Annotated in this window: 15 protein-coding genes; 7 read left to right on the top strand and 8 right to left on the bottom strand. The window is 70.6% G+C overall.

Features of this window, described 5'->3' with window-relative positions; translation table 11 throughout:
* Positions 1-3: 3 nt before the first annotated feature.
* Complete coding sequence (locus ACE3O1_RS04890) at positions 4-852, top strand: patatin-like phospholipase family protein (protein WP_374313014.1); 849 nt, start codon at positions 4-6, stop codon at positions 850-852.
* Positions 849-1907, top strand: a complete 1059-nt coding sequence (locus tag ACE3O1_RS04885) for a 1-acyl-sn-glycerol-3-phosphate acyltransferase (RefSeq protein WP_374313012.1) — start codon at positions 849-851, stop codon at positions 1905-1907. The genes ACE3O1_RS04890 and ACE3O1_RS04885 overlap by 4 nt, the downstream gene beginning before the upstream one ends.
* Here ACE3O1_RS04885 and ACE3O1_RS04880 read toward each other — a convergent pair.
* The 5 genes from ACE3O1_RS04880 to ACE3O1_RS04860 all read right to left on the bottom strand — a co-directional run bounded on the left by ACE3O1_RS04880 (position 1882) and on the right by ACE3O1_RS04860 (position 7098).
* Complete coding sequence (locus ACE3O1_RS04880; RefSeq protein ID WP_374313010.1) at positions 1882-2805, bottom strand: hypothetical protein; 924 nt, start codon at positions 2803-2805, stop codon at positions 1882-1884. The genes ACE3O1_RS04885 and ACE3O1_RS04880 overlap by 26 nt on opposite strands.
* A 66-nt stretch (positions 2806-2871) precedes the next feature.
* Positions 2872-3675, bottom strand: coding sequence for a hypothetical protein (locus ACE3O1_RS04875; protein ID WP_374313008.1), 804 nt, complete (start codon positions 3673-3675; stop codon positions 2872-2874).
* A gap of 52 nt (positions 3676-3727) precedes the next feature.
* On the bottom strand, positions 3728-3865 hold the full coding sequence (locus ACE3O1_RS04870) for a hypothetical protein (RefSeq protein ID WP_374313006.1): 138 nt from the start codon (positions 3863-3865) through the stop codon (positions 3728-3730).
* Positions 3866-3957: 92 nt separating this feature from the next.
* The gene (purL, locus tag ACE3O1_RS04865; RefSeq protein WP_374313004.1) at positions 3958-6291 is read right to left on the bottom strand and encodes a phosphoribosylformylglycinamidine synthase subunit PurL; all 2334 of its coding nucleotides are present in this window, start codon (positions 6289-6291) and stop codon (positions 3958-3960) included.
* Positions 6292-6399: 108 nt separating this feature from the next.
* Positions 6400-7098, bottom strand: a complete 699-nt coding sequence (locus ACE3O1_RS04860; protein WP_374313002.1) for an alpha/beta fold hydrolase — start codon at positions 7096-7098, stop codon at positions 6400-6402.
* 174 nt (positions 7099-7272) lie between these two features.
* On the opposite strand from ACE3O1_RS04860, the gene ACE3O1_RS04855 reads away from it, so the two are divergent.
* The 4 genes from ACE3O1_RS04855 (at position 7273) to ACE3O1_RS04840 (ending at position 10232) form a co-directional block, all read left to right on the top strand.
* Positions 7273-7878 (top strand): GntR family transcriptional regulator, encoded by a 606-nt coding sequence (locus ACE3O1_RS04855; RefSeq protein WP_374313000.1) that lies wholly within the window; start codon positions 7273-7275, stop codon positions 7876-7878.
* A gap of 65 nt (positions 7879-7943) precedes the next feature.
* Positions 7944-8339, top strand: a complete 396-nt coding sequence (locus ACE3O1_RS04850) for an ArsR/SmtB family transcription factor (protein WP_374312998.1) — start codon at positions 7944-7946, stop codon at positions 8337-8339.
* 1 nt (position 8340) lies between these two features.
* On the top strand, positions 8341-9321 hold the full coding sequence (locus ACE3O1_RS04845) for an SRPBCC domain-containing protein (protein WP_374312996.1): 981 nt from the start codon (positions 8341-8343) through the stop codon (positions 9319-9321).
* Between the two features lie 32 nt (positions 9322-9353).
* Positions 9354-10232 carry an alpha/beta hydrolase gene (locus ACE3O1_RS04840; RefSeq protein WP_374312994.1) on the top strand — a complete coding sequence of 293 codons (879 nt, stop codon included), beginning with the start codon at positions 9354-9356 and terminating at the stop codon, positions 10230-10232.
* Positions 10233-10275: 43 nt separating this feature from the next.
* Here ACE3O1_RS04840 and ACE3O1_RS04835 read toward each other — a convergent pair whose 3' ends face one another.
* Entirely contained in the window at positions 10276-11394 is a 1119-nt protein-coding gene (locus ACE3O1_RS04835) for a fatty acid desaturase (RefSeq protein ID WP_374313055.1), read from the bottom strand.
* A gap of 169 nt (positions 11395-11563) precedes the next feature.
* Positions 11564-12238 (bottom strand): GAP family protein, encoded by a 675-nt coding sequence (locus ACE3O1_RS04830; RefSeq protein ID WP_374312992.1) that lies wholly within the window; start codon positions 12236-12238, stop codon positions 11564-11566.
* Between the two features lie 138 nt (positions 12239-12376).
* On the opposite strand from ACE3O1_RS04830, the gene ACE3O1_RS04825 reads away from it, so the two are divergent.
* Positions 12377-13276 carry a TerC family protein gene (locus tag ACE3O1_RS04825; protein WP_374312990.1) on the top strand — a complete coding sequence of 300 codons (900 nt, stop codon included), beginning with the start codon at positions 12377-12379 and terminating at the stop codon, positions 13274-13276.
* 168 nt (positions 13277-13444) lie between these two features.
* On the opposite strand, the gene ACE3O1_RS04820 is transcribed toward ACE3O1_RS04825, so the two are convergent.
* A partial coding sequence (locus ACE3O1_RS04820) for a winged helix-turn-helix domain-containing protein (protein ID WP_374312988.1) occupies positions 13445-13874 on the bottom strand: 430 nt, incomplete at its 5' end.

Genomic DNA, 13874 nt, shown 5'->3' with positions numbered 1-13874 from the left:
CGGATGGAGCATCCGATCGCCTTCGTCCTCGGCGGCGGCGGCGTCCGCGGCGCCGTCGAGATCGGCATGCTCCAGGCGCTGCTCGAGAGCGGGATCCGCCCGGACGTGATCGTCGGCACCTCGATCGGCGCGATCAACGGCGCACTCGTCGCCCACGATCCCACCCCGAGCGTGATCGCCGCGCTCGAGGCGGCGTGGATGTCGCCCGAAGCGAGCGCGGTGTACGGCGACTCGATCGCCGCACAGCTCACGCGGCTGGTGAAGACCAAGACGCACCTCAACTCGCCCGCGCCGCTGCGCAGGCTGCTCGAGCGCGCGCTCGGACCCGACACCCGGTTCGAGGATCTCGCCGTTCCGCTGCGCGTCGTTGCCGCGAGCATCGAGCGGGCCGCCGAGCGCGTCTTCGAGTCCGGACCGCTCATCGACGCGATCCTCGCCTCGGCGTCGGTCCCGGGGCTCCTCCCGCCCACTCGCATCGACGGCGAGCACTACATCGACGGCGGCATCGTGAACTCCATCCCGATCGAGCAGGCGCTCGCTGTGGGGGCTCGCACCGTCTTCGTGCTGCAGGTCGGGCGCATCGAGTCGCCGCTGGTCGCGCCGCGCACCGCCGTCGAGACCGCCCGCGTCGCGTTCGAGGTGGCGCGCCGCCACCGCTTCGCGCGCGACGTCGAGCATCTGCCCGACGGGGTTGCGCTGCACGTGCTGCCGACCGGCGGCGCGCTGTCCGGCGACGACTCTCTCCGCTCTTACCGCCGCATGGACACGGTGCGAACCCGCATCGAGCAGGCGCGCGACGCGAGTCGCGCGTTCCTCGCTGCCCGTGGGATCGGCGGGGAGGTCGCCTCATGAGACTCCCGCCGACCTGGGTGCGCCGCGTCGTGCTCGCCCCGCTCGTCATCGTGGCGGCGCTCGTCATGCTCGCACTTGCGCCGATCTGGCTCCTCGTCGCGCTCGCCCTCACCTCGCTGGTCCCCGGCCGCTTCCGCCTGCCGCGCGTGCTCTGGCTCGTGACGGTCTACCTGCTGTGGGATGCCGCACTCGTCGTGGTGCTGTTCGTCCTGTGGATCGCGTCGGGGTTCGGGTGGTCCCTGCACTCCCCCGGCTTCCAGAGCGCGCACTACCGCGTCGGCGCCCGGGCCCTGCGGGTGCTCTTCTGGGTCTTCGGCGGAGTGCTGCGGCTCGAGATCGTCACGACCGCCGACGAGGGCGACTCCTTCGAGCGGATGCTGGCACCCGGCGTGCCGCTCGTGCTCGCTTCGCGGCACGGCGGGCCGGGCGACTCGTTCATCCTCATCCACACGCTGCTCAACACCGCGCACCGCGAACCCCGGATCGTGCTCAAGGACACGCTGCAGTGGGATCCCGCCATCGACGTGCTGCTCTCCCGCATCCCCGCGAGCTTCATCACGCCGACCGGCTTCGGCAAGAAGGCGGCCGGGGGCGGCTCACGCGTGGAGGAGTCCATCGCGGCCCTCGCCGAGGGGCTCGACTCCGACGATGCGCTGGTGATCTTCCCCGAGGGCGGGCAGGTGTCGGCGCGGCGCCGCCAGTCGCGCATCGACCGGTTCCGAAGGGTCGGCCGCGAAGATCTCGCCGAGCGCGCCGAGGGTCTGCGTCACGTCATGCCGCCGCAGCCCGGGGGCGTTCACGCCGCGCTGGCGACGGCAGCAGGCGCCGACATGGTCTTCGTCGGGCACACCGGACTCGATCAGCTCATCACGATCGGCGACATCTGGCGCGAACTGCCGATGGACAAGCGGATCACGATGCGCGTGTGGCGGGTGCCGGCCGCCGAGATCCCCGAAGACCGCGACGCGCAAGCCGACTGGCTGTTCGCGTGGTTCGAGCGGATCGACGCGTGGATCGACGCCGAACGCGTCAGGGGTGCGACTTCGGGCGGATGACGCGACCGGGCGCCGGGTCGGGCTGCGGCCGGGCGGGAACCGGCCAGGGCGCCGGTGCCGGACGTGAGGCGTCGGCGGCACGTGCCGGGGCATCGGTCGCGGGCGGCGGCGTCGTCGACACGCGCGGAGCCGCGGCATCCGGAGCATTCCCGGCCGGAGCGGCGGGAGCGGCGGGCGGCAGCTCGAGCGCGACCTTCGTCTCGAGCACCTCGATCGCCTCGTCGGAGAGCGAGATGAGCCCGTCGAGCTCCTGACGCACGCGCCGGTAGGCCAGCTGACGCTCGGCGGGGGTGGCGGCCTGGTCGATCGCGACCGAGAGCAGCTGCTTCGCCGTGTCGAGTCGCTTGCGCTCGACCTCGGTGAACGAGGAGTCCTTGATGCGGCGCGCATCGCGCTCGGCGACGTCGAACGCCACCTCGAAGTCGGCCACGGCGTTGCGGTACTCGGCGAGCTGGTCCTTCGACAGGCGAGCCTTCGCCGAGGCCGGACGCAGCCCGTCGGCGATGCGCTTGGCGCGCAGGAACGCGGCCGTCAGAGGCTGACGCCCGTCGCTCATGGCCGGGAACGCGATGATCTTCGCGACGTCGAGCTCGTACTCGAGCCAGCGCGCGGTCACGGCGTCGTGCGCGGCGAAGAGCCGCTCGAGCTGCGTGCCTGTCGGCACCGGCGTCGGCGTCGCCGTGGAACCGGTCGCCGCGGAGGTCGCGCCCGCGACCGGGATCGGCGCCGTCCCGCGCGCGGCCGCCTTCAGCTCCGCCTTGGCGTGCAGCACTTCGAGCCGGCGCTTGTGACGCCGGCGCGCACCGCGCTCCCACGCGCCACCGACGGCACTCGTCACCGCGAGGGCGGGGAAGATGAGCCACCAGTAGTCGCGGAGGAAGTCGAAGATCTGCTCCACCCTGTCATGCTAACCGTCGGGCGGCGCCTGGTGTCGGCCGCGCCTCTCGCGAGGAGCCGGCACCCGTCAGCGGGGAGCAGAGTCCGGCGGCTTGGGGGTGAACCGGCGCGGAAGCACGATGGCCGAGCGCAGTCCCTCGATCACGGGGATGGCTGCGTCGATGGCGTCGGCCACCGAGCCGAGCACCCCCGCGACGCCACCCTGCGAGACCCGCGGTGCGCCGGGCACACCGGCCCGCCGCTCGGCTTCGATCAAGGCCGCATCGAGGTCGGCGACGGCCGTGCGGTACGCCACGAACTGCGCGGGAGCGACGCGGGTTCCGGGGGTGGGGCGCACCCACTGCGCCTCGCGCTGCGCGCGGAGGAAGGCGACGGTCGCCGGATGCCGGGGGTCGGTCACCGCCGGATAGGCCAGTGCCTTGTCGATGTCGGTCTCGTACGACAGCCAGCGGGCGTTCACGGCGTCGTGGGCGGCGTAGAGGCGCTCGATCGGCAGCGGCTCGGTCGAGGACTGCGCGCGGTACTCGGCATACGACGCCTTCACGCGCGCACGGCTCGCCCGCAGTGCGTACGACGCGGCCTTCTCGGCCTCGCGGGCGGACTGCAGCGCGCGCTTGGCCGGGATCGGCACCGCCGAGACGCCCGAGCGCGCACGCGCGGCGAGGACGTCGGCCTGGGCGGTGCGCACCTGCGCTTTAGCCGCCACGAGAGTGCGATACGCCTGGCTCTCCTCGTGACGAGCGGCGTCGAGTTCGAGCCGTCGCGCGCGGCGGCGGCCGGTGGTCAGGGCGCCGTACGCGCCGGCTCCGGCCGCAACGGTGGCCGGAGCGACCCACCACCAGCTCCCTATGATCAGGAGGATCGGCTCCACCCTGTCATGGTAGCCCCGGCACCGGGCGCAGCCACGGGGTCGCGGCGAACGTTCAGCCGAAGAGGAGCGCGAAGACCGTGGCGCCGCCGCCGACGAGGATGAGGGAGACGATCGTCACCCACGCGATCACCTTGACCCGCTTCTGCCGGGTGTCGTTGAAACCGCTGTACTCGTCGTCCTCCGCCGCCATGCTTCACATCCTAGCTCTCGGGTTCGGGGCGCTCCCCGTCCGGTGGGGCGCACGATGTGCGCCCCAACGGACCACGTGCGCCCCACACCACCTCAGGCGGTGTGCTCGGTGATGATCGGGCCGAAGGCGTCGGGCAGCGTCGAGGTCGACAGGTCGCGCAGCTCGGCGAGCGAGACGGTGAACAGTCCCTGCACCTCGAGCGCCGGCTCGTCGCCGTCGGCGGCGGAATCGGTCACCCCGATGCGCAGCACCGGGTAGCCGCGCCCGTCGCACAGCCCGCGGAACTTGACGTCGTCCTCGCGGGGGACCGACACGATCACGCGGCCGGTGGACTCCGAGAACAGGGCGGTCGCGGCATCCACCCCGTCGCGCTCCTGGATCTCGTTCAGCCACACGCGCGCGCCCACGCCGAACCGCATCACGCTCTCGGCGAGGGCCTGCGCGAGGCCGCCCGAGGACAGGTCGTGCGCCGATGACACCAGCGACTGCTGCGACGCCGCGTGGAGGAGCTCGGCGAGCCTCTTCTCCTGCGCCAGGTCGACGGCCGGCGGGCGACCGCCGAGGTGGCCGTGGATCGTGCCCGCCCACTGCGAGCCGCTGAGCTCGGTGGACGTGACGCCCAGCAGGTAGATGTTCTCGCCCGCGTCCTGCCAGCCCGACGGGATGCGGCGCGCGACGTCGTCGATGATCCCGAGCACGCCGACGACCGGCGTCGGGAAGATCGGCTGGTCGCCGGTCTGGTTGTAGAACGAGACGTTGCCGCCCGTGACGGGGACGCCGAGCTCGAGGCATCCGTCCGACAGGCCGTCCACGGCCTGCGAGAACTGCCACATCACCTCGGGGTTCTCGGGGGAGCCGAAGTTGAGGCAGTCGGTCACCGCGGTCGGCACCGCGCCGGTGACGGCGACGTTGCGGTAGGCCTCGGCGAGGGCCAGCTTCGCGCCCTGGTAGGGGTCGAGCTGGCAGAACCGGCCGTTGCAGTCCGTGGCGATCGCGAAGCCGAGGCCGGACTGCTCGTCCACGCGGATCATGCCGGCGTCGTCGGGGAAGGACAGGGCGGTGTTGCCCATGACGTAGTAGTCGTACTGGTTGGTGACCCACGACGTGTCGGCGAGGTTCGGGCTCGCGACGAGCTGGGTGAACTGGCGGCGCAGCGTGTCGGGGTCGACGTCGCGGGGGAGCGCGGCGGCCGAGTCGTCGCGCAGCGCGTCGATCCAGGTCGGGTAGGCGACCGGACGCTCGTAGACCGGGCCGTCGACGGCGACCGTGGACGGATCGACGTTCACGATCTCCTCGCCGTGCCAGAAGATCTGCAGGCGCCCGTCGCCGGTGACTTCGCCCAGCACGCTGGTCTCGACATCCCACTTGCCGACCACGGCGAGGAAGGCGTCGAGCTTCTCGGGAGCCACGATCGCCATCATGCGCTCCTGGCTCTCGCTCATGAGGATCTCCTCGGGCGTGAGCGTGGGGTCGCGCAGCAGCACGTTCTCGAGGTCGACGCGCATGCCGGAGCCGCCGTTGGCCGCGAGCTCGCTCGTCGCGCACGAGATCCCGGCGGCGCCGAGGTCCTGGATCGCCTCGACGAGCTCGTCGCGGTACAGCTCGAGGCAGCACTCGATGAGCACCTTCTCGGCGAACGGGTCGCCCACCTGCACCGCGGGGCGCTTGGTCGGGCCGCCGTCGGCGAACGTGTCGGAGGCGAGGATGGATGCTCCGCCGATGCCGTCGCCGCCGGTGCGGGCGCCGAACAGCACGACCTTGTTGCCGGCGCCGGTCGCGTTGGCGAGCTTGAGGTCCTCGTGGCGCAGGACGCCGACCGCGAGGGCGTTGACGAGGGGGTTGCCCTGGTAGACCGCGTCGAACACGGTCTCGCCGCCGATGTTGGGCAGGCCGAGGCAGTTGCCGTAGAACGAGATGCCGCTCACGACGCCGTGCACGACGCGGGCGGTGTCGGGGTTGTCGATGGCGCCGAAGCGCAGCTGGTCCATGACGGCGACCGGGCGCGCGCCCATCGAGATGATGTCGCGGACGATGCCGCCCACGCCGGTTGCGGCGCCCTGGAAGGGCTCGATGTAGCTCGGGTGGTTGTGCGACTCCACCTTGAAGGTGACCGCCCAGCCCTCGCCGATGTCGACGACGCCGGCGTTCTGGCCCATGCCGACCATGAGCCGTTCCTTCATCTGGTCGGAGACCTTCTCGCCGAACTTGCGGAGGTAGATCTTGCTCGACTTGTAGGAGCAGTGCTCCGACCACATGACGGAGTACATCGCCAGCTCGCCCGACGTGGGGCGGCGGCCGAGGATCTCGCGGATCTTCGCGTACTCGTCGGGCTTGAGACCGAGAGCCGCGTACGGCTGCGCCTTCTCGGGCGTGGCCTCGGCGTTCGAGACGGTGTCGGCCAGGGCCTTCGGGGAGGGGGTGGTCACGCGGCTCAGCTCCAGGAATTCGAGGGACGCCGGACCTGCCCAGTCTAGTTGTGCCGCGGGGACGGCTCGCGTCTGCACGGCGAGCCGGCCCCGGCGGGTGGGGCGGCCTCAGCGGCCGCTGTTGCGGGAGGCGGTGACGATCACGTCGGCGACGGTCTCGGCCTGCGTGATGAACAGCGCATGGCTGCCGGGCACGTCGGTGATGTCGGCGCCCCTGCGGCCGGCCCAGTGCTGCAGCATCGCCTGGTCGAACGCCTTGTCCTCGGTGGCGATGACGGCCCAGCTCGGCTTGTCGCGCCACGCGGCGGCGCTGACGACGGTGCCGAAGACGGCCATGTGGACGGGGACCTGGCTGTCTGCCATGAAGGCGGCATCGGCGTCGCTGACGTCGGCGGCGAACCCGGCGTGGAAGGCGTCGCGGTTCAGGTAGCCGTATCCGTCGTCGCCGATATCGATCACGAACTCGGGGGTCGGCGCGAATCCCTCGTACTGCTGCGCGGTGGTCTCACCGGCGTCGGGCGCGAGAGCGGACACGTAGACGAGTCCGGCGACCTTGGGGTGCACGCCGGCCTCGGTGATCACGGTGCCGCCCCAGGAGTGGCCGACGAGGATGGCCGGGCCGTCCAGGAGGTCGAGGACCCGGGTCGTCGCGGCCACGTCGGCCTCCAGCGAGGTGAGCGGGTTCTGCACGATCGAGACCCGGTACCCGCGTGCGGTGAGCAGGTCGTAGACCCGGCGCCAGCCGGACCCGTCCGCGAAGGCCCCGTGCACGAGGACGACGTTCTTGATCGTTTCGGTGGTTGTCATGACTCTTCCCTTTCCAGATCGGCTGCGCTGAGCCGGGCGGTTGATGAGGGGTACAACACCTGCGATACGCAATATATTGCATGCGAGCTGAATCGACAACGGCGAGTTGCGTTGCGGCCGCCCGTGCGAGTGTGGGCAATATATTGAATGCCGATTCCCCAGAAGGCCCCTGGCGTGGACCGATCGCTGCTGCGGGACGACGTCTTCCGCCGCCTGCGGGACGCGATCGTCGACGGCACGTTCCTCCCGGGCGAGCAGTTGAAGGACGCGGATCTCGCCGAGTGGCTCGGGGTGAGCCGGACGCCGGTGCGCGAAGCGCTGCTGCGTCTGGGCGCGAGCGGACTGGTGGTCGCCAAGCCGGGCCGGTCGACGACGGTGAGCGACATCGACCCGAAGGCCGTTCGCGATGCCCGCGACGTCGTGGCCGCGATGCACGTGCTGGCGGCGAGGGAGGCGGCGGGGAACCTCGCGGCCGCCGATGTGGAGCGGATGAAGGCGGCGAACCGCCGATTCGCCGAGGCGCTGAATGCAGAGGATGTCGGCGCGGCACTGGACGCGGACGACGAGTTCCACGCCATTCCGGTGGCGCTGCTCGCCAGCGACGCGGTCGCAACGGTGCTCGACCTCTTCGGTCCGGTGGTGCGCCGCGCTGAGCGCGCCCGCTTCGCCCAGGACGGGCAGGCCGCCCTCGCGCGACATGAGCAGCTGATCGAGCTGCTCATCGCCGGTGACGCCGAGAAGGCGGCGGAGCTGACCTTCGAGATGTGGCACACGCTCTGACCACGGCGCAGGCCGGTTGACACGGGGGTTGACGCCCGCGGCATCCCGTCGTAATCTACAACCAAATGGTTGTACGAAACGAGTTGAGCGATGACGAGATCGACCGTGTGTTCCACGCTCTGGCGGCGGCCACGCGGCGCGACATCCTGCGTCGTGCCATTGAGGCGGAGCACTCCGTCTCGGCGCTGGCCCGCGACTACGACATGTCGTTCGCCGCGGTGCAGAAGCACGTCGCCGTGCTCGAAGAGGCCGGGCTCATCGTCAAGCGGGCCGAAGGCCGCGAGCGGCTCGTCCGAGCGGACCCGGCGATGATCGCCCGGGCCCGCGCACTGCTCGCGCGCTACGAGGAACTGTGGCGAGCGCGCATCGACCGCCTCGACGCGCTGCTGGCTGAGCCGGCCGGCGGCGTGGCCGGAACAGATTCCACCGACACCGACAACACCGACACCCAAGGAGCATGAGATGCCCGTCACCGATGTCACGACCGACCCCGAAGCCCTCACGATGACGCTCACCGCGGAGTTCGACGCACCCGTCGAGCGGCTCTGGGACGCCTTCACCAACCCGCGCCAGCTCGAGCGCTTCTGGGGCCCTCCGGGCTGGCCGGCGACCTTCCCCACATTCGACTTCGAGGTCGGGGGGCGCGCCGTGTACTTCATGACGAGCCCGCAGGGTGAGAAGTCGTACGGCTCGTGGGAGTTCCTCGAGATCGCCGGGCCGCAGAGCTTCACCGTCCTCGACAACTTCGCCAACGAGGACGGCGCGCCGCTGGACGGCATGCCCGTCATGCGCGTCGTCTTCTCGTTCGAGCCCGCCGAGACCGGGTCGCGCCTGGTCAACACGACCTACTTCGCGTCCGCCGACGCGCTCGAGCAGGTCGTCGCCTTCGGCGCCGTCGAAGGCTCGACCATGGCGATCAACCAGCTCGACCGGGTGCTCGCCGGCCTGCGGGAGTACGCCGCCGGCAAGGGCACGCAGACCGAGATCCTCGACGACACGCACGTACGGATCACCCGCCTGATCGAGGGCCCGATCGACCTGGTCTGGCGCGCGCACCAGGAGCCCGAGCTGCTGGAGAAGTGGATGCTCGGACCCGACGGGTGGCGCATGTCGGTGTGCGAGGTCGACCCGGCGGTCGGCGGTCGCTACCGCTACGAGTGGGAGCCCGTCGAGGGCGGCGAGGGCGAGAAGTTCGGCTTCGACGGCGAGACCGTGCTGGCCGAGGCCCCGCGCCGTGCCGTCACGACCGAGCACATGACCGGCACCGACTTCCCGTCGACGCTGAACGACCTCAACCTCGAGGAGGAGGACGGCGTCACTCTCATCACGCTCCTCATCGAGTACCCCGACAAGGAGACGCGCGACATGGTCCTCGCCACCGGCATGACCGACGGCATGGAAGCCAGCTACGCCCGCCTCGAGGGCGTGCTCGCGACGGTCTGACGCTCGCGACGGTCTGACGACGGAGAGAAGCGATGAGCGACAACACCGCAGAGCGGACGGTCACCACGCACGTCGTGGGCGACGGCGCCGACGCGATCACCTACGACGTCCACGGCGACCTTCGGGGAGCGAGCGCGGATCGCCCGCCGCTGTTCCTCTTCGCGGCTCCGATGGACGCGACCGGGCTTCAGCTGCTCGCCGAGCGGTTCGCCGACCGGCCCGTCATCACCTATGACCCCCGCGGCGCCGGCCGGAACCCCGTCGGCACCTCCGACATCACGGCGCAGCAGCACGCGGAGGACCTGCACCGGGTCGTCGCGGCGGTGGACATCGGCCCGGTCGATGCGTTCGGCAGCAGCGGCGGAGCCGTCAACCTGCTCGCGCTGCTCGCTTCCCACCCCGACGACGTGCGGCGCGCGGTCGTCCACGAGCCTCCCCTCGCGGAGGGCCTTCCGGATGCCGACATCGTGCTCGCGGTCATCGCCGACCTGAAGCGCACCTACGCGCAGGAGGGTGACGGGCCCGCGATGGCGAAGTTCATCTCGCTCGTCATGTTCGACGGGCCCCTGCCCGCGGATTACCTGGATCGCCCCGCGCCGGATCCGGCGATGTTCGGGATGCCGGCGGACGACGACGGCACCCGCACGAATCCGCTGTTCCGGAACATGCCGGCGCTGATCGACTACCGCGTGGACGTGGATCGCCTGCGTGCGCTCGGCGACCGCGTGGTGATCGCGGCGGGGGTCGAGTCGAGGGACGAGATGGCCGCGCGCGGCGCGCGCGCCGTCGCCGCCGCGATCGGCCGGCCGGTCACCGACTTCCCGAGCCACCACGGCGGCTTCACGTCGCAGCCGGGTTTCGCGGGCGATCCCGACGGCTTCGCCGAGCGGCTCCGCGACGTACTGGCGTAGCCGCGAGGTCTGGAGTTTCGCCGCCCAGACGGACGGCGGAGGGTCAGGCCTGACGGAACCGGTTCACCATCGGGCAGTCGAACGGGTCGCGGGCGGCGAGGCCGACGCGGTTCAGATAGGCGATGACGATGCCGTAGGACTGGATCAGGCTGGTCTCGGTGTAGGGCACGCCCCGGGTGCGGCACTGCTCCATCACGATCTCGCGGGTCTTGGCGAGGTAGGGGCGGGCCATGCTCGGGAACAGGTGGTGCTCGACCTGGTAGTTCAGGCCGCCCATGAGCGTCGTCGCCCACCAGCCGCCGCGGATGTTGCGCGAGGTCCGCACCTGCTTCGAGAAGAAGTCGAGCTTCGCGTCGGCGGCGATGATCGGCATCCCCTTGTGGTTCGGGGCGAAGGACGCCCCCATGTAGACGCCGAAGACGGCGAGCTGCACGCCCAGGAAGGCGAAGGCCATGCCGACGGGCAGGAACAGGAAGATCGGCGTGAGGTAGAGCGAGAAGCGCATCGCGATGAGGCCGAGCTCGATCCAGCGGCCCTTGACCTCGCCGCGCGAGAACAGATGCTTGAGGCCCAGCGCGTGGAGGTTGGCGCCCTCGAGGGTGAGAAGGGGGAAGAACAGCCACCCCTGCTTGCGGGTGATCAGCGCGCCGAGGCGGCTCACCTTCGCGGCATCCTCTTCGAGGAATCGGATGGTGTCGACCTCGATATCGGGGTCCTTGCCCACCCGGTTCGGGTTGGCGTGGTGGCGGTTGTGCTTATTGTTCCACCAGGAGAGGCTGATGCCCACGACGCCGGCCGCGAGGAAGCGGCCGAGGCGGTCGTTCGCGGGGCCCGACACGAGGATCTGGCGATGCGCCGCCTCGTGGGCGAGGAAGGCCACCTGGGTGAACAGGATGCCGAGCGCACCCGCGATGAGGAGCTGATACCAGGTGTCGCCGAGCAGGATGAACCCGGTGATGGCGCCTCCGAACGCGAGGGCGAGGGCCACGCCGACGATGGCGTAGAACCAGCGTGCGCGCTGCAGGAGTCCGGTCTCGCGGACGACCTGCGACACCTCGGTGTACGCACGGGCGACGGGCGGGAACGTCTCGGCCCCGGCATACGTCTGGCGTACCGCACCCAGGCGGGCCTCGGTCGGAGCGACGGGAGTGATGGTGGCGATGATGCACCTGCTCTGGTCGGATGCCGACCGCCTGGTCGACGCGGAGCCACAGGCGGATGCCGATCGCTAGGGCTCACACTACGCGGGTGCGTATGGCCCGTACGGTATGCACGGGTGGTTCACCGGGCACTCGGAGGCGGCGCACATCCTGGGGTGGGAGGGAGGCGGCTCATCCGCTCGTCAGCTGCACCGTCCCGATGACGATGAGCGCGACGCCGATCAGGGCACCGAGGAGGCGCAGGACCGTCGCCGCGTGGTCGACGAGGTACCGGTGCAGGCGATCCAGGCTCGGCCGCACCCGGCTCTTGCCGACGGCGTAGACGACGACCAGTCCGACGACGGTCGAGGCGCCGACCACCGTGACGATCACGACGATCATCGTGCTCGCGACGAACTCGAGCGAGGCGGCACCGATGGCGAGCCCCGCGGCGAGCGTCAGCACGATGTTCTTCGGCCGGACGTTCATCATGAGGCCGAATGCGAAGGCGCGCGGCGTGGTCATCCCGCTCGCCAGCCCGGAGAGCTCCGTCACGCCGGCCGGAGCGGAGCGACCGGCCCGCCTGCCCACGAGGAGCGCCATCACGACCAGGACGATGCCGATCACGATCTCCGCGACGTGCGCCCACGGCGGGAAGGGCGTGCGCCGCTCATGCGGCGTCAGCTTCGCGCTGATCGTGAAGACGGTGACCAGCACGAGCAGGCCCGCCGCCCAGCCGACGGCGAAGGCCACGCTGCGCCGCATGGGCTCGGGTTCGAGGAGCAGCACGAGCACCGCGACGATGGGGAACACGCTCAGCGCGATCGCCACCGCGATCGGGAGGGTGTACCAGAGCACCGTGCTCATGACCGGACCGACTCCTGTCTCCCCGCCGGGGCGGGGGCGCGTGATCATCCTGCCGCACGGCGGTGCGCTCCGCCCGCCGGACGGGGCGATGTCGGCGGCGATCGATGGATGCCGCTGGCTGGCGCCTACGATGGCTTCGTGGACTTCTCCCTCGAATTCACCCCCGACCTGGTCGCCGTCTTCCTCACGCTGTTCGTGCTCGAGATCGTGCTCGGCGTCGACAACGTGATCTTCATCTCGATCCTCGCCTCGAAACTCCCCAAGGAGCAGCAGGCCCGGGCGCGCAATCTCGGCCTGACGCTCGCCATGGTGATGCGCGTGATCCTCGTGCTGTTCGCCGGCTGGATCATCACGCTGAAGGAGGATGTGTTCTTCATCGGCGAGATGGGCTTCTCGTGGAAGGACCTCATCCTCATCGCGGGTGGACTCTTCCTCGTGTACAAGGCCGTCACCGAGATCCACCACAAGCTCGAGGGCGCCGAGGAGGAGCACGGCGGGGTCGGCCGCAAGACGATCACCTTCGGCTCGGTGCTGGTGCAGATCCTGCTGCTCGACCTGGTGTTCTCGCTCGACTCGGTCATCACCGCCGTCGGCATGACCGAGAGCCTCATCGTGATCATCACGGTGGTCGTGCTGTCGTTCGGCATCATGCTGTTCGCGTCGCGCTACATCTTCGCCTTCGTCAACAAGCACCCCACCGTGAAGATGCTGGCGCTGTCGTTCCTGCTGCTCATCGGCGTGTTCCTCGTCGCCGAGGGCTTCGACATCAAGATCGACAAGGCCTTCATCTACGGCCCCATGGCGTTCGCGATCTTCGTCGAGGCCCTGAACCTCGCGTACTCGGCCCGCAAGGCCAAGCGCGAGAAGACGCGCCAGCACGCCGTGCAGCTGCGCCCGCAGTACCCCGACGTCGACGAGTCCGTCGCCGTGCACGCAGCTCTGACGGGTGCGGCGTCCGGCGGTTCGGTCGGCCTGTCGCGCCGGCCGGTGGCCGGGGATGACGCCGCCACCGACGAGGAGCGCCAGGGTCTCGGCTGAGCCTGCGGGAGAGCGGATGCCGCGGCATCCGCTCTCCGTCGGCTCGGCGGGTCCGTCGGCTCGGCCGCGCTCGTCGGCTCGGATGAGCGCCGTCGGGCGTGCGGGTGAGCCGACTTCGCGCGAATGAGCCGACGAGCGCACGGCGCCTGGCGCGGACTCAAGCGCCGGTCAGGCGGGGTCGAGTACCAGTCGGTAGCCCATGCCGGCCTCGGTCAGCAGATGACGCGGGCGGGCGGGATCTGCCTCGAGCTTCTTGCGCAGCTGCGAGAGGTACAGGCGCAGGTACCCGGTGTCGGTGACCTGCTCGGTGCCCCAGATGTCCTTGAGCAGGGCCTGGCGCGTCACCAGGGCGCCCGCGTTGCGGGCGAGGAACTCGAGGATGCGCCATTCCGTCGGCGTGAGGTGCACGGGTGCGCCGCCGCGCGTCACGAGCTTGGCCGCGAGATCCACGCTGACGTCGCCGAACGACACCACCGGCTCGTTCGCGCTCGCCGTGCTGCGACGGGACAGCGCGCGCAGCCGCGCGAGCAGCTCGTCGATCTGGAACGGCTTCGTGACGTAGTCGTCGGCTCCGGCATCCAGTGCCTCGACCTTGTCG

Origin of the sequence: Microbacterium sp., from assembly GCF_041909575.1 — a bacterium.
Classification (GTDB): Bacteria; Actinomycetota; Actinomycetes; order Actinomycetales; family Microbacteriaceae; genus Microbacterium.
Note: the sequence above shows the minus strand (reverse complement) of the source record. Positions and strands in the feature narration are given on the sequence as shown.